General features: G+C 64.3%; 15 protein-coding genes. 11 read left to right on the top strand and 4 right to left on the bottom strand.

What is annotated here, in order from left to right; translation table 11 throughout:
- Positions 1 to 176 precede the first annotated feature (176 nt).
- From V1277_RS12035 to V1277_RS12005, 7 genes are all read left to right on the top strand, one after another.
- Entirely contained in the window at positions 177 to 1190 is a 1014-nt protein-coding gene (locus tag V1277_RS12035; RefSeq protein WP_334416331.1) for an ABC transporter permease, read from the top strand.
- Positions 1191 to 1199: 9 nt separating this feature from the next.
- Entirely contained in the window at positions 1200 to 2099 is a 900-nt protein-coding gene (locus tag V1277_RS12030; protein ID WP_334372280.1) for an ABC transporter permease, read from the top strand.
- A gap of 241 nt (positions 2100 to 2340) precedes the next feature.
- On the top strand, positions 2341 to 4056 hold the full coding sequence (locus V1277_RS12025; RefSeq protein ID WP_334416330.1) for an ABC transporter ATP-binding protein: 1716 nt from the start codon (positions 2341 to 2343) through the stop codon (positions 4054 to 4056).
- A 19-nt stretch (positions 4057 to 4075) separates the two neighbouring features.
- Positions 4076 to 4258 (top strand): DUF4089 domain-containing protein, encoded by a 183-nt coding sequence (locus V1277_RS12020; protein WP_057841254.1) that lies wholly within the window; start codon positions 4076 to 4078, stop codon positions 4256 to 4258.
- A 7-nt stretch (positions 4259 to 4265) separates the two neighbouring features.
- Positions 4266 to 5663, top strand: coding sequence for an AtzE family amidohydrolase (locus tag V1277_RS12015; RefSeq protein ID WP_334416329.1), 1398 nt, complete (start codon positions 4266 to 4268; stop codon positions 5661 to 5663).
- Positions 5664 to 5665: 2 nt separating this feature from the next.
- Entirely contained in the window at positions 5666 to 6079 is a 414-nt protein-coding gene (gene hpxZ, locus V1277_RS12010) for an oxalurate catabolism protein HpxZ (protein WP_334416328.1), read from the top strand.
- A complete protein-coding gene (locus V1277_RS12005) occupies positions 6076 to 6780 on the top strand; it encodes a GntR family transcriptional regulator (RefSeq protein ID WP_334372287.1) in 705 nt (234 codons plus the stop codon). The genes hpxZ and V1277_RS12005 overlap by 4 nt, the downstream gene beginning before the upstream one ends.
- 66 nt (positions 6781 to 6846) lie before the next feature.
- Here V1277_RS12005 and atzF read toward each other — a convergent pair whose 3' ends face one another.
- Both atzF and V1277_RS11995 read right to left on the bottom strand, forming a co-directional pair.
- A complete protein-coding gene (gene atzF, locus V1277_RS12000) occupies positions 6847 to 8655 on the bottom strand; it encodes an allophanate hydrolase (protein ID WP_334416327.1) in 1809 nt (602 codons plus the stop codon).
- A 207-nt stretch (positions 8656 to 8862) separates the two neighbouring features.
- Positions 8863 to 9411: a MarR family winged helix-turn-helix transcriptional regulator gene (locus tag V1277_RS11995; RefSeq protein WP_442894473.1), complete on the bottom strand. Its 549-nt coding sequence runs from the start codon at positions 9409 to 9411 to the stop codon at positions 8863 to 8865.
- 113 nt (positions 9412 to 9524) lie between these two features.
- Between V1277_RS11995 and V1277_RS11990 the strand changes: the two genes are divergently transcribed.
- Positions 9525 to 11387 (top strand): feruloyl-CoA synthase, encoded by a 1863-nt coding sequence (locus V1277_RS11990; RefSeq protein ID WP_334416325.1) that lies wholly within the window; start codon positions 9525 to 9527, stop codon positions 11385 to 11387.
- A 9-nt stretch (positions 11388 to 11396) separates the two neighbouring features.
- Here the strand turns inward: V1277_RS11990 and V1277_RS11985 are convergent, their stop codons facing one another.
- Positions 11397 to 11924 carry a MarR family winged helix-turn-helix transcriptional regulator gene (locus V1277_RS11985; protein ID WP_334416324.1) on the bottom strand — a complete coding sequence of 176 codons (528 nt, stop codon included), beginning with the start codon at positions 11922 to 11924 and terminating at the stop codon, positions 11397 to 11399.
- A gap of 112 nt (positions 11925 to 12036) precedes the next feature.
- Between V1277_RS11985 and V1277_RS11980 the strand changes: the two genes are divergently transcribed.
- Positions 12037 to 13254 carry an ABC transporter substrate-binding protein gene (locus V1277_RS11980; protein ID WP_442894472.1) on the top strand — a complete coding sequence of 406 codons (1218 nt, stop codon included), beginning with the start codon at positions 12037 to 12039 and terminating at the stop codon, positions 13252 to 13254.
- A gap of 241 nt (positions 13255 to 13495) precedes the next feature.
- On the opposite strand, the gene V1277_RS11975 is transcribed toward V1277_RS11980, so the two are convergent.
- Complete coding sequence (locus V1277_RS11975) at positions 13496 to 14026, bottom strand: MarR family winged helix-turn-helix transcriptional regulator (RefSeq protein ID WP_028351876.1); 531 nt, start codon at positions 14024 to 14026, stop codon at positions 13496 to 13498.
- Positions 14027 to 14106: 80 nt separating this feature from the next.
- Between V1277_RS11975 and V1277_RS11970 the strand changes: the two genes are divergently transcribed.
- Entirely contained in the window at positions 14107 to 15342 is a 1236-nt protein-coding gene (locus V1277_RS11970; RefSeq protein WP_334416323.1) for a cytochrome P450, read from the top strand.
- A 10-nt stretch (positions 15343 to 15352) separates the two neighbouring features.
- A complete protein-coding gene (locus V1277_RS11965) occupies positions 15353 to 15676 on the top strand; it encodes a 2Fe-2S iron-sulfur cluster-binding protein (protein WP_334416321.1) in 324 nt (107 codons plus the stop codon).
- Positions 15677 to 15750 lie beyond the last annotated feature (74 nt).

Raw genomic sequence — 15750 nt, 5'->3', positions numbered from 1 at the left:
CTCCCTCCCCCCTTGCGGGGTCCGAGGCGAGCGAAGCTCGCTCTCGAGGGCGGGGAGAGGGGTAAGCCACACGCACTGCCGTTGCCGCTACCCCTCTCCCCAGCCCTCCCCCGCAGGGGGGGAGGGAGCCGAGCAGTGCGTGTGGCAGCGCCTTCTTCCATCACCGGGAGCGGATCATGCTGACCATGATCGGCAAGCGGTTGATGTTTGCGATTCCCTCTCTCATCGGGGTCGTGATCGTCACGTTCCTGCTGACGCGCGCGCTGCCGGGCGACCCGGCCGCCTATTTCGCCGGGCCTGCGGCGAGCAAGGAAGCGATCGAGCAGATCCGCAAGAAACTCGGCTTCGACAAGCCGCTGATCGAGCAGTTCTTCCGCTACACCAACGATCTCGCGCATGGCGATTTCGGCACTTCGCTGACGACGGGCCAGCCGGTCGCGACCGAAATCCGCAACCGCCTGCCGGCGTCCGCCGAATTGACGCTGCTTGGTCTTATGGTTTCGATCGGAATCGCGATTCCCCTGGGCGTGCTGGCGGCGACACGGCCGGGCTCGTGGATCGACCATCTGTGCCGGATCACGACAACGGCCGGCGTATCGCTGCCGGTGTTCTTCACCGGTCTCGTGCTGGTCTACGTGTTCTATTTCAGGCTCGGCTGGTCGCCCGCGCCGCTCGGCCGGTTAGATGTGTTCTACAGCGCGCCGCCGACTGTGACCGGTCTATACCTGATCGACGCCCTGATCGCGCGCGAGTTCGAGACGTTTCGTTCGGCGTTGAGCCAACTCATCCTGCCGGCGGCGACGCTGGCGATCTTCTCGCTGGCGCCGATCGCGCGCATGACGCGCGCCTCGATGCTGGCGGTACTTGCTTCCGACTTCGTCCGCACCGCGCGCGCCAGCGGGCTTTCGCCGTCGACCGTGATCGTCACCTACGCGTTCCGTAACGCGATGCTGCCGGTCATCACCACGCTCAGCATGGTGTTCTCGTTTTTGCTCGGGGCCAACGTGCTGGTCGAGAAGGTGTTCGCCTGGCCCGGCATCGGCTCCTACGCGGTGGAAGCGCTGATCTCCTCGGACTTCGCGCCGGTGCAGGGTTTCGTGCTGACCATGGCGGTCATGTACGTGCTGCTCAATCTGGTCATCGACATTCTCTACGGCGTGATCGATCCGCGCGTGCGGCTTGAAGGGTGAGGTTGGAAGATGAGTAGCGTTGCACCTGCCGTTGAACCTGCCGCTCCCACGCGTACCTCCGGCGTGGCTGCGATGTTCGAGCATGTCAGCTACGTGCTCGGCGAGAACCGCGTCACCGCCTTTGCTTTCGGTTTGCTCGTCATCATCCTGTTTGCCGCGATCTTCGGCCCCTACATCGTTCCCTACGATCCGCTCGCCAGCGACACCGCCGCGGCGCTGAAGCCGCCGTCGGCGGCGCACTGGTTCGGCACTGACCAATTGGGCCGCGATATCTTCAGCCGCGTCATCGTCGCCACAAGGCTCGATACCTTCATCGCAGTCGCCTCGGTGGCGCTGGTGTTCCTGATGGGGGGACTGGCCGGCATCGCCGCCGGCTATTTCGGCGGCTGGACCGATCGCATCGTCGGGCGCATCGCCGATACCATCATGGCGTTTCCGCTGTTCGTGCTGGCGATGGGCATCGTGGCGGCGCTCGGCAATACCGTGCAGAACATCATTATCGCCACCGCGATCGTGAACTTTCCGCTCTATGCCCGCGTGGCGCGGGCCGAGGCCAATGTCCGCCGCAACGCCGGCTTCGTGCAGGCGGCGCGGCTGTCCGGCAATGGCGAGATGCGGATTCTGCTGGTCCACATCCTCCCCAACATCATGCCGATCATGATCGTGCAGATGTCGCTGACCATGGGCTACGCCATCCTCAACGCGGCCGGCCTCTCCTTCATCGGCCTCGGTGTGCGGCCGCCGACGGCGGAATGGGGCATCATGGTCGCGGAAGGCGCCACCTTCATGGTGTCGGGCGAATGGTGGATCGCGCTGTTTCCGGGCCTTGCGCTGATGATCGCGGTGTTCTGCTTCAACCTGCTCGGCGACGGTCTGCGCGACATCGTCGATCCGCAGCGGAGGACGTGATGGCTGTCTCCACGCTCGCTGCTGCGCTCCCTCCCCCCTTGCGGGGGAGGGTTGGGGAGAGGGGTGGCCGCGGGAGAGATGGGAGTTTGTGGCTACCCCTCTCCCTGCCCCTCCCCCGCAAGGGGGGAGGGAATGAGAGAATTGTGCCCAACTTACCGAATCTCTCCCGAAAATTATCCAATGAATTCAACCTCGTTCTACTTTGCATGGGGTTGTTTTCGAGATTTTTGCGGAGGTCGTCATGACGGCCCAGCCTCTTCTCGACGTCAACGATCTCACCGTCGAATTCACCACCCGGCGCGGCATCGTCAAGGCGGTGCAGCACGTCAACATCGCCGTAGCCAAGGGCGAGACGCTCGGCATTGTCGGCGAATCCGGCTCCGGCAAGTCGGTGACATCCTATGCCGTGATGCGGATCCTCGACCGCGCCGGCAGGATCGCCGACGGCTCAGTGATGTTTTCCGGCATCGACGTCAAGGCCGCGAGCGAGAATGAGATGCGCGATTTGCGCGGTCGCGAAATCTCGATGATTTTCCAGAACCCGCGTGCGGCGCTGAATCCGATCCGGAAAGTCGGCGACCAGATCGAGGACGTGCTGCGCCAACACGTGCAAAGCGCGGCGAGCGACCGCGGCGAGAAGGCGATCGAGGCGCTGGAGCAGGTCAAGATCGCACGGCCCCGCGAGCGCTATCATGCCTATCCGTTCGAGCTTTCGGGCGGCATGTGCCAGCGCGTCGTGATCGCGCTGGCGCTGGCCTGCAATCCGCAGCTCCTGATCGCGGACGAGCCGACGACGGGACTCGACGTCACCACGCAGAAGGCGGTGATGGATCTGATCGTCGAACTCACCAAGCGCCGGCATATGTCGACGATCCTGATCACGCACGACCTCGGGCTTGCCGCCGCCTACTGCGACCGCGTTGTCGTCATGGAGAAGGGCCGCGTGGTCGAGACCGCGAAGTCGGCGGATATTTTTGCAAAACCCGAGCACGCCTATACGAAGAAATTGATGCGCGCGACGCCGAGGCTCGGGGTGTCGTTGCGGGATCTGCTTCTGGAGGAGGAGACCTTAGCCTCTCCCCGACCATCCGCTGTCATGGCCGGGCTTGCCCAGAGTGCGAAGCCTCTTCTCCTCGTCGAAAAACTCGTCAAGGAATACCCGCGCCAGGGCGCAAGCGCGGTGCTGTCAAAACTGTTCTCCCGCAAGCCGCCGGTGGAAGCGGAGGTATTTCGCGCCGTTGACGGCATCAGCTTCACCGTCGGTCATGGCGAGAGCGTCGGCCTCGTCGGCGAATCCGGCTGCGGCAAATCGACCACGTCGATGATGGTGATGCGGCTATTGGACCAGACCTCGGGCCGCATCGTCTTCGACGGTGAGGAGATCGGCGCCATCCTGCCCCAGGCCTTTGCGCGGTTGCCGTTGCGCAAGAGCATCCAGATGGTGTTCCAGGATCCGACCGACAGCCTCAACCCGCGCTTCACCGCAGCACGCGCCATTGCCGATCCGCTTCTGCAGCTCGGCGACATCAGGGGACGCGATGCGTTGCGCGCCCGCTGCGAGGAACTCGCCGGCCTGGTCGGCCTTCCCGTCAATCTGCTCGATCGCTTTCCGCATCAATTGTCCGGCGGCCAGAAGGCGCGCGTCGGCATCGCGCGCGCGATCGCGCTGCATCCCAAACTCGTGATCCTTGACGAGCCGACGGCGGCGCTCGACGTCTCCGTTCAAGCCGTCGTGCTCAATCTGCTGCAGGATCTGAAAGCGTCGATGGGCATGAGCTATTTGTTCGTCTCGCATGATCTGAATGTGGTGCGTCTGCTCTGCGATCGTGTCATCGTGATGCGGGCGGGGCGAATCGTCGAGCAGGGTCCATCCGAACGCGTGCTCGGCGATCCGCAGGACGCCTATACAAAGGAATTGCTGACGGCGATCCCGCATCCGCCGTTGCCGGTTCACTAGAAACTAGAATGGAAGCGAAATGGCCGCCGATCCCCTGGACAATTACATCGACGCCGTCGCCAAGGCGCTGGCGCTGCCGGTCGAGGAAGCCTGGCGTCCCGCTGTGCGGGCGAACCTCGAAGTGTCGCTGAGGCTGGCGCGGTTGGTCGATGAATTCCCGCTGCCGGACGAGACCGAGCCGGCCAGCGTCTACACAGCGTGATAAGGCCATGACTGTAAACAGTGACGGGCTATCGGCCCAACAAATCGCGCAGGCCGTCGCAGGCGGCAAGCTATCCGCCATCGACGCGACCGAAGCCGCGCTAGCGCGAATCGCTAAGTATGATTCCGTGCTGAACTCGTTTACCGACATCACTGCGGATCGCGCACGCGCAAAAGCCCGCGCGGTCGATGCCGCCATCGCCGCCGGCCAGAACGCCGGACCGCTCGCCGGCGTGCCGTTCGGGGTGAAGAACCTGTTCGACGTAAAAGGTCTCGCCACCCGCGCCGGATCGAAGATCAACCGCGATCTCGCCCCGTCACCGCGCGACGCCACGCTGATCGAGCGCATGGAAGCGGCCGGCGCCGTGCTGGTCGGCGCGCTCAACATGGGCGAATATGCCTATGACTTTACCGGCGAGAACGTGCATGACGGCCCGTCGCGCAATCCGCACGATCCGACGCGGATGACCGGCGGCTCGTCGGGCGGCTCTGGCAGTGCGGTCGGCGGTGCGCTCGTTCCGATCGCGTTGGGGTCGGACACCAACGGATCGATCCGCGTGCCGTCGTCGTTCTGCGGCGTCTTCGGCCTGAAGCCGACCTATGGCCGGCTGTCGCGCGCGCGCTCGTTTCCCTTTGTCGCAAGCCTCGATCATGTGGGTCCCTTGGCGCGCGATGTCGGCGATCTCGCGCTGGCCTATGATGCGATGCAGGGCGCCGACGCTGACGACGCCGCCTGCACGATGCGGCCGGTCGAACCGGTTACGCCGCTATTGGCCCAGGGTATCGACGGCCTGCGGGTCGCGGTAGCCGGCGGGTATTTTCAGAAGAACGTCTTTCCGGAAGCGATCGAGGCGGTGGCGCGCATCGCCAAGGCGCTGAACGCGACCAGGACGATCGAGATCCCCGAGGCCGCGCGCGCCCGCGCCGCGGCCTATGTCATCACCACGACCGAGGGTGCGTCGCTGCATCTTGATCGCCTGCGCCAGCGCCCAAACGATTTCGATCCCGCGGTGCGCGACCGGCTCATCGCCGGCGCCATGGTTCCGGCGCCGCTGGTCGATCGCGCGCAAAAATTCCGCCGCTGGTATCGGGCAAGGGTGCTGGAGCTGTTCAAGTCGGTGGACGTGATCATCGCACCGGCGACGCCCTGCATCGCGCCGAGGCTCGGCCAGGTAACCTTTACGCTCGACGGCGTCGAACTGCCGGTGCGCGCCAATATCGGCATCCACACCCAGCCGATTTCGTTCATCGGCCTGCCGGTGGTGGCAGTGCCGGTGCCGCTGGAGCCGATGCCGATCGGCGTGCAGATCATCGCCGCGCCGTGGCGGGAAGATATCGCCTTGCGGGTAGCGCATGCGCTGGAGCGGATGGGTGCCGCCGCAGCGCCTGCGCCGAGAGGATTGTAACCATGGAGATCGATCTTCCCGACGTGCTCGCCGAAGTCACCGCGCAGTTCGAACGTTACGAAAAGGCGCTGGTGTCGAACGACGTGGCGGTGCTGGACGAATTGTTCCGTAACGATCCCCGCACGCTGCGCTATGGCATCGGCGAAAATCTCTACGGCTACGATGCCATCATGGCGTTCCGCGCTGCACGCTCGCCGGTCGGGTTGATGCGGCGAACCGATAAGATGGTGATCACGACCTATGGCCGCGATACGGCCGTGGCCTCCACGCTGTTCTATCGCGACGGCGCACCCGGAAAGGTCGGGCGGCAGATGCAAACCTGGATACGGTTTCCCGAAGGTTGGAAGATCGTCGCGGCCCATGTCAGCATCATCGACGAGCCCAAATCTTCCAAGCAAATGGATCAAAAGGCATGAGTCTGGAAGATCTGCCGGAAGCCACGGTTCGCCGCGTCGATCGCCCTTCGTCGCAGCGGGACAAGGTCACGCGCGCCGAAGAACTGCGGCTGCAGCTCGCCGATGAGATCGTGCGCGGCGTGCTGCCGCCGGGATCGGCGCTCGACGAGAGCGATATCGCCCGGCGCTTTGCCGTGTCGCGCACGCCGGTGCGCGAGGCGCTGCGACAGCTCGTGGCAAGCGGCCTGGTCGAAGCCCGCGCACATCGCGGCGCCGTGGTGGCGCAGCCCTCACTGGACCGCCTGACCGAGATGTTCGAAGCGATGGCGGAGCTGGAAGCGCTGTGCGCGGGGCTCGCGGCCGAACGGATGCCGCCGGGGGATCGCCAGAAGCTGGAAGCGATCCACGAGGAATTGCGGGTGCTGAGCCATGCCGGCAATCCGGAACGCTTTCACGCGGTCAACGAGCGCTTTCACAACGCGATCTATGCCGGTTCGCAGAACAGCTACATCGCCGAGATGACGCTGGCGACGCGGGTGCGCGTGCAGCCATTCCGCCGCGCCCAATTCCGCAATCTCGGGCGGCTGGCAAAGTCCCATGCTGAGCACGACCGCGTGGTGGTCGCGATCATGCGCGGCGACAAGGCCGGCGCGGCGGCGGCGATGCGCGCGCATATCGAACTGGTGCGCGGGGAGTATGAAATTTACGCGGTGTCGGTGTAGGTATTTCGTCGGAGTGCGTTCCCCGGACGCAGCGCTACACGCTGCACCGCGTCTGGGACACGAGAGCTACACCGCCGCCTTCTCCGCCATGAACGCGCGCCAGCCGCCATAGGCTGAAATATCGCGCGCGCCGTTGATGGCTGCCGGCTCGACCAGAAATCCCTTCACGCCCCTTCCGTTGGCGAGCCGTATCGTGCCGATGCCGAGTGGCGGCGGGATCGCGGCGACGAATTTGCCGAAGGCTCTCGCCGACAGCGCCCATAGCTCCAGCTTGATCGAATGTCCCGCGCCGCCGTCCACGCGCAGCATGCCGGGTTTCGGCGGCACCGTGTCGAGCGCGTAGAGCTTGTAGTCCGGCGCGGTCGTGGTCGTCTCGATCAGGCGTCCACCGAGGGCCTGCAGCTCGCCGTTGAGCGCCATGCCGGAGAGATGCGCGCCGACCACTGCGAGGGTGATCTCGTCGCCATCCGCGGCTGCCGGCAATGGAGCGAGCGGTGGCGGCGTCAACCCCTTGGCTCCCATCTTCAATTTGGTATCGGCATGAAACACGCGGCCGATGCTGGCGAGCTGTGCGTCGCGTCCTGCGGGCGCCAATAGCGTGATGCCGAACGGGATGCCATCCGCGCGCATCGCTGCCGGCAGCGCGAGGCCGCAGAGGTCGAGCAGGTTGACGAAATTGGTGTAAGTGCCGAGCCGGCTGTTGAGCTCGATCGGATTGGCCAGCACCTGCGCGGTCGAATAGGCGGTCGGCGCCGTCGGCAGCACCATCGCGTCGAAATTGGCAAAGCTGCGCTCGGCTGTGCGCCGCAGCGCTTGCAGCCGATAGAGCGCGGCGAAGGTTTCAGCCGCGGTCAGCCGCGCGCCGGCGGCGGTGATTTCGCGGGTCACCGGATGGATCGAATCCGGCGATGACGTGAGCAGATCGCGGATGACCAGATAGCGTTCAGCAACCCAGGGTCCCTCATAGAGCAGCCGCGCGGTCTCATAAAACGGCTCGAGGTCGAATTCGACCAGCGTGGCGCCAAGCTGCGTCCAGCGCTTGAGCGCCTCGCCATAGGATTTCTCGGAAGCCGCGTCGCCAAAGAAGATCAATTGGCCATTGCGCGGCACGCCAAGCCGGAGTGTTTCGGGAAATGCGGACATCGATCCTAGTGGCCGATCGCGCGAATATGGATCGGCGCCATCGGCGCCCACCATCGCAGCCAGCGCGGTCATTGCGTCGTCGACCGTGAGCGAGAATACCGAAATGCAGTCCAGCGTGCGGCAGGCCGGGACGAGCCCGGCGTTGGAGATCATGCCGAGGCTCGGCTTCAGCCCTACGATGTTGTTAAGCATCGCCGGCACGCGGCCAGAACCCGCGGTGTCGGTGCCGAGCGCCAGCGGCACCAAGCCGGCGGAAACCGCGACTGCCGAGCCCGAACTCGACCCGCCTGGAACGAGATCGGCGCGGATCGGATTGACGGGAATGCCGTAGGGCGAGCGGACGCCGACCAGGCCGGTCGCGAACTGGTCGAGATTGGTCTTGCCGATGATGATGGCGCCGGCCGCCCGCAGTTTTGCGACCGCCGTCGAGTCCTGCACGGGCAAATAGGAAAAGGCCGGGCAGGCGGCCGTAGTCGCTAAGCCCAGCGCGTCGATATTGTCCTTCACTGCAACCGGGACGCCGAGCAGCGGAAGCGATGCCGCATCTTTCGAGGCCAGTGCTTCGGCCTCCGCCACCGCATCCTTCTCGTCGCGCAAGCTGATGAACACGGCGGGATCGTTATGGGTGCGGATACGTTGATAGCTGCGCGCGATGGTTTGCGCCGGGGTGATCGCGCCGGCGCGGTGCGCGGCGACGATGGCGGCAACGGTTTCGGGCGCGTCGGACCCCATGGCGGCAAAACTCCAGCGAGCAAAGGTTACCCCGACTGAAGCAAGCGATGTGCCATTGTGTACAATCGCTTGGTCGAGCCAACGCTCAAATATAGATTCGTAATTTCATGTGCTTACGAGGCGACTGCGCATGCCATGAGCGCCGGCCATAGCCGGCGACTGCCTAAAACTTAGGCGATTCAGCCCAAGGCGCGGCGCCGGCCGCGCTCAGGTGAAGTTCGAGAGTATCTGCAGCAGTTTCTCCCGGTTCTCCTTGCCGATCTTCTCGGCCACATGGCGCTCATGTTCGGCAGCAAGCCGCTTGAACTGCGCCAGCGCCGTCCGGCCGCGGGCGGTCAGGTGCAGCGCGTGGGAGCGCCGGTCGGCGGCGGATTTGACGCGGCTGACGAGATCGCGCTCTTCAAGGCTGTCCAGGAGGTGCACCAGTCGGGCGCGCTCGATGCCGAGTCGTTTTGCAACAGCCATCTGGCTCAGCCCTGGATTGGCGCCGATCACCGTCATCACGGAATACTGCGTCGGCCGGATATCGACGGCGCTGAGCGTGCGAATGAAATCCTGGAAAATCCAGATCTGAAAGCGCCGCACCGCGTAGCCGGCGTGGCCCGCCAGCGCATCGAGGCCGATTTCGCCGTTCATCAGATCGCTGTGCGCGTTGCCGTTTTCACTTCGCGTGCGGCCGGGGCGCGGCCGGATACCAGCGCGTGACTTGGCTATTCGTGACTTGGCAATTCTGGGTGCCTGACTGTTCCTCGCCATCGTTCCCTTCTAGCGCTTCGCCTGGCCAAGGGGAAGATTGTTGTTGACGACAACAATTGTTGCGCCCAACATTAGCATCAAGCCAGCCCTTTCGAGGCGGCAGGAGGAAGCCCATGACCATCGCCGCCATCAGCGGTGCCGATTCCCAAAATCTATTCGCGACGCCCGCGATCGTTGCCGATCGCCGGACCGATGGTAGCATCTTGGTGAGGTCGACCACGCCGCTGCGGCCGAGTGCGCGCTGCACCGGCGACTGGCTGGAGCATTGGGCGCGGCAGGCGCCGGACCGAATCTTTCTCGCCGATCGCGCCAGCGTTGATACGCCGTGGACCACCGTCACCTACAAGGATGCGTTGCAGCGGGTGCGCTCGGCCGCCGCCTGGATCCTCGCGCAGGGGCTAAGCGCCGAGCGGCCATTGGTGATCCTGTCCGACAACAGCGTCGAGCACGCGCTGTTCGCGCTCGCCGCCCAGCATGTCGGCGTGCCGTCGGCCGCGATCTCGCCGGCCTATTCGCTGATGTCCACGGATTTCGACAAGCTCAAGAGCATGGTCACACTGCTCGGGCCGGGCGCGATCTATGTGTCCGACACAAAGCCGTTTGCGGCGGCGCTGGCGGCGATCAAGCCGCTGCATTCGGCCGCCATCGTCAGCGGCGGTGCGGGTGATGACAGCGCGATCTCCTTCCGCGCCATCACGGCGACGCCGGAAACGCCTGATGTCGAAAAGGCCTTTGCCGCGGTCACGCCGGATACCATCGCAAAATTCCTGTTCACCTCGGGCTCGACCGGCACGCCAAAGGCCGTCATCAACACCCAGCGCATGCTGACCTCGAGCCAGCAGGCCAAGGCGCAGACCTGGACGTTCCTCGAAGATATCGGCGAGGATCTCGTGATCCTCGACTGGCTGCCGTGGAGCCATACCTTCGGCGCCAACCACAATTTCAATCTGGTGCTGCGCAACGGCGGCACGCTTTATGTTGACGGTGGCAAGCCGGCGCCGGGGCTGTTCGCGACCTCGCTCGCCAATCTGCGCAGTGTGATGCCATCAGTCTACTTCAACGTGCCGCGCGGTTTTGACATGCTGATCGCGGCGCTGCGCGGCGACGACGAACTGCGCAAAAAATTTTTCAGCGAGGTGAAGTTCGCCTTCTACGCCGGCGCAGCATTGCCGCAGAATCTCTGGGACGCGCTGGAAGAACTCTCGATCAAGACGGTTGGCCGTGCGCTGCCGATGGTGTCGGCCTGGGGCTCGACTGAAACCTCGCCGCTCGCTACCGACTGCCACTTTCAGGCCAAGCGCTCCGGCAATATCGGCGTGCCGATCCCGGGCACCGAACTGAAGCTGGTGCCATCAGGCGACAAGCTCGAGGTGCGGGTGCGCGGTCCGAATGTTACGCCCGGTTACTGGAAGGCGCCGGAATTGACCGCGCAGGCGTTCGACGAAGAGGGTTTTTATCTGATCGGCGACGCCGTGACCTTTGCCGATCCGGCGCGTCCCGAACTCGGACTGTTCTTCGACGGCCGCGTCGCCGAGGACTTCAAGCTCAATTCGGGCACCTGGGTCAGCGTCGGCACCTTGCGCGTCGCCGGCATCGCCGCTCTGGCGCCGCTGGCGCAGGACATTGTCGTGACCGGCCATGGCGGCGACGAGGTTCGCTTCCTGGTATTTCCGAATATTGCGGCCTGCCGTGCACATGCCGGCTTGCCCGACAGCGCCGACGTAAAAGATGTAATCGGCCACGACAGGGTTCGAAGTGCGATTGCCCAGGGGCTCGCGAGGCTGAAGGCGCAGGCTGGCAACTCGTCCGGTCACGCAACGCGCGCGCTGCTGCTGGCCGAACCGGCGTCCGTCGACGGCGGCGAGATCACCGACAAGGGCTATATCAACCAGCGTGCGGTGCTGACGCGGCGCGCGAGTGCAGTGGCAACGCTGGACGACGACGCCTCGTCCGAATGGATCGGCTGCGCCGGCTGAAACGCCAGACTAGGCGCGTCGGGACGCCGCGTGCTTATGCGCCTCGACCAGCCGCACCAGCATCTGGAGAAATGCGGTCTGCTCGCTCTTGCTGAGCGCGGAAAGCGTCTGCGCATTGAAGCTCTCGCCAAGCCGGCTGGCCTCGTCAGCGCGCCTCTCGCCCGCCGCACTGAGGCTGAGCTCGACCGCGCGCTTGTCCCGCGCGGATCGCTTCCGCTTCAAGACGCCGGTCTCCTCCATGCGTGACAGGATTTTCACGAGGTTTGGGAGCTGCATCTTCAACACGGCGGCGAGTTCGCTCTGCGTCACCGTCTTGTTGTCCCGCACCGTAACCAGGATGGCGTATTCGAGCGGTGAAAGGTTTAAGGACTCGAAATACGGATAGAACGCCTCGAAGTTCTCCAACTGCAGGATCCGGATCATGAATCCCGGGGTCTGCTGCAGCGCGGTGAGATCGAGTTTTCGCGCCGAGTCCGGCTCGGCCGGTCTGGCCGCTCCGTTGTCCTTGCGCGTCGAAATTTTTCCGATTCTTTCCATGGGCAAAAGCTCGCACGGCATCACGTGAATTGACAATCCTCAAAATGCTTATAAGTTATAAGTAATTTCGAAGCGGTCGCGAAGGCCGCCTTTTCCATACAGGAGGGAACGCATGCGACAGCTTTTTCGCACAGGAATGCTCGTGGTCGCGCTCGGCGGAATCTTCGCAGGCGCTTCCCAAGTCCAAGCCCAGGACCGCGTCCGGATCGGCGTGCTCAACGACCAGTCGGGCGTGTTCTCGACTTACCAGGGCATCGGCTCTGTCATCGCTGCGCAAATGGCAGTCGAGGACTATGGCGGCAAGGCCGCTGGCAAGCCGGTCGACGTCATCACCGCCGACCATCAGAACAAGACCGACGTCGGCGTCGGCATCGCGCGGCGCTGGTACGACACCGAAAGCATCGACGCCATCTTCGACCTGCCGAACTCGGCAATTGCGCTCGCGGTTGCCAATATGAGCGAACAGAAGAACAAGGTCTTCATCGGCTCGGGCGCCGGCACCGCGCTGCTCACCGGCGAAAAGTGCACGCCGAATACCGTGCACTGGACCTACGATACCTATGCCTATGGCCGCGGCCTCGGCAAAGCCGTGGTGGCCCAAGGCGGCAAGAAATGGTTCTTTTTGACCGCCGATTACGCCTTCGGCCACGACCTGGAGAAGCAGGCGATGGAAGGCGTCAAAGCCTCCGGCGGCGAAGTGCTCGGCGCCGTGCGCCATCCGCTCGGCACCGCCGACTATGCTTCCTTCTTGCTGCAGGCGCAGGCCTCGGGCGCCGACATCGTCGGCGTGGCGAATGCCGGTGACGACACCATCACCTCGATCAAGCAGGCGGCGGAGTTCGGGCTAACGCAAAAGCAGAAGTTGGTCGGATTGATCCTCGGCATGAACGGAATTCCTGCGCTCGGCCTGAAGGCAGCCCAGGGTGCGCAGATCATGAATCCGTTCTACTGGGATTTGAACGACGGCACGCGCGCTTTTGCAAAACGGTTTGCCGAACGCCATCCGCAAAAGAATTATCCGAACGACATGCAGGCCGGCGTCTATGCTTCGGTGCTGCATTATCTGAAGGCCGTCGACAAGATCGGCGGCGCCACCGACGGCAAGGCCGTGGTGTCGGCGATGAAGGCGATGCCGACCGACGATCCGCTGTTCGGCAAGGGAACCATCCGCGCAGACGGGCGTAAGATTCACCCGCTGTTTCTGCTCGAGGTGAAGAAGCCTGACGAATCCACGTCGAAATGGGATCTGTTGAAGGTCGTCGCTACGATCCCGGGCGATCAGGCATTTCGTCCCGAAAGCGAGGGCAACTGCCCACTGGTCAAAAGGTGACCTGACCGGCGGCGGCCGGCAGGAATCGGCCGGGTCCGAAAATCGATCGTCGAGGCTTGTCGTATATGTTGCCAAGGCAACTAATTTGTGCGAGCGTATTTGCACAAAGCGGCCGATAGCAGAGCACGGGAGTGCCGGGCCGCACAGGGAGAAACGGATGTTCGGGCGTGTCGGATCGTCACGACGCAATGCGATGTCGCGTGCGCAGTGTGGGGGCCGCGGTGTAGCTAATAGACGCCACTCAGCTCTTCGTATCGACTTCGCCCGCGCCCTTCACGGCGTCGAGATTGCCGTGCACCCGCAGCAGCAGCGCGATCAGGGTCTCCCGCTCCGGCTTGCTCAGGCAGGAGAGCAGGCGGCGCTCGCGTTCGAGCGCGACCGCGATGACCTGGTCGTGGGTGGCATAGCCCTTCGGGGTCAGCGAGATCGAATGGGTGCGACCGTCCTCGCGATCGGCCCTGATGCTGACCAGTCCGCGTTCTTCCATGCCGGCCAGCGTCCGGCTCACGGGTCCCTTGTCGAAACCGATCACGTGGCAGATCCGCGCCGCGGAAATTTCCGGCTCGATTGCGAGCAGCGACAAGATCCGCCATTCCGTGACGTTGACCCCAAAGCGCTTCTGATAGACCACGGTCGCGCTGCGCGACAATTTGTTGGCGATGAAGGTGATGAGGGCCGGAACGTAACGGTCGAGGTCGAGCACCTGTTCGGCCCTTCCGCTCCTGCCTGCCGCGCCCGCACGGGGGGCGCGCGCCTGTCTGTTCCTGCTCATGCTTTTCCGACGCTGCTCCAGCGTTCCAGACATAGAGACAGCGGATACCGCTCTGCAAGAACATTATGCAGGAGACCCACATGAGCGCGACATCCCGGATAGATTCTGCAACCCCGGAGCGGAGTGCGCCGGCCGGCGTGCCCCATCTGGACGTGGACCCGTTCTCGACCGAGTTTTTCGAGGATCCGCACCGGATCCACGACGTCCTCCGCGAGGCCGGGCCGGTGGTCTGGCTCGAGAAGTGGGGCGTCTATGGCGTCGCCCGCTATGCCGAGGTGCACGCCGTCCTCAACGATCCCCTGACCTTCTGTTCGAGCCGCGGCGTTGGCTTGAGCGATTTCGCCAAGGAAAAGCCGTGGCGGCCGCAAAGCATCATCCTTGAAGCGGACCCGCCGGCGCATACCAGGACACGCGCGGTGCTCTCCCAGGTGCTGTCACCGACCGCCATGAAGCAGGTCCGCGAACATTTCACGACGATGGCCGCAGCCAAGATCGACGAATTGCTTGATCGCGGCAGCTTCGATGCGGTTGCCGATCTCGCGGAGGCCTATCCGCTCTCGGTATTTCCTGATGCGATGGGCCTGAAGCAGGAGGGGCGGGAGAATCTGCTGCCGTATGCGAGCCTGGTGTTCAACGCGTTCGGGCCGCCGAACCAGTTGCGCCAGGAGGCGATCGAGCGCTCCGCGCCACATCAGGCCTATGTCGCCGCTCAGTGCCAGCGCGAAAATCTTGCGCCCGGCGGCTTCGGCGCCTGCATCCATGCGCGCGCCGACGCCGGCGACATCACGGCGGAAGAGGCGCCGCTGTTGGTGCGCTCGCTGCTTTCGGCCGGGCTCGACACCACCGTCAACGGAATCGGCGCCGCGATGTACTGCCTGGCGCGCTTCCCCGATCAGCTTGCGCGGCTGCGCAGCGATCCGACGCTGGCGCGCAATGCCTTCGAGGAGGCGATCCGTTTCGAAAGCCCGGTGCAGACCTTTTTCCGCACCACGACGCGGGAGGTCGAACTCGCGGGCCATCGTATCGGCGAAGGCGAAAAGGTGCTGATGTTCCTCGGCGCCGCCAACCGCGATCCGCGGCGTTGGGAAAATCCTGATCGCTACGACATCACCCGCCGCACCTCCGGCCATGTCGGGTTCGGTTCGGGCATTCACATGTGCGTCGGCCAGCTCCTCGCGCGCCTCGAAGGCGAGGTGATGCTGGCGGCGATCGCGCGCAAGGTTGCAAGTATCGAGATATCAGGCCCGGTGAAGCGCCGCTACAACAACACGCTGCGCGGCCTCGAAAGTCTCCCCATCACCATTTCTCCGGCCTGACGGACCGCCCATGCCGAGCATCACGTTTGTTCATCCTGACGGCCGGGCGCAGCGCATCGACGCCCGCGATGGCGAAAGCGCAATGCAGGCGGCGACGCGCCACGATGTCGGTGGAATTCTGGCCGAATGCGGCGGCAACGCGATGTGCGCCACCTGCCACGTCTATGTCGACGAGGGCTGGCTCGCCCGCCTGCCGGCCATGGGCGACGACGAGGACGCGTTGCTGGACGGCGCCGCGGCCGAACGGCGAGCCAACAGCCGGCTGTCCTGCCAGATCAAGTTGGCTGCCGATCTCGATGGTTTGGTTCTCAATCTGCCGGACCGACAATTGTGACGGCCTGATCACCTGAACTGAAGTCAAACCCGGCGAAGTCCGGGAACGCTCAAGATCAAAATTCAAAAAGGGAG

It is taken from the genome of Bradyrhizobium sp. AZCC 1588 (assembly GCF_036924735.1).
Classification (GTDB): Bacteria; Pseudomonadota; Alphaproteobacteria; order Rhizobiales; family Xanthobacteraceae; genus Bradyrhizobium.
This window is presented reverse-complemented; position numbering and strand designations above follow the sequence as displayed.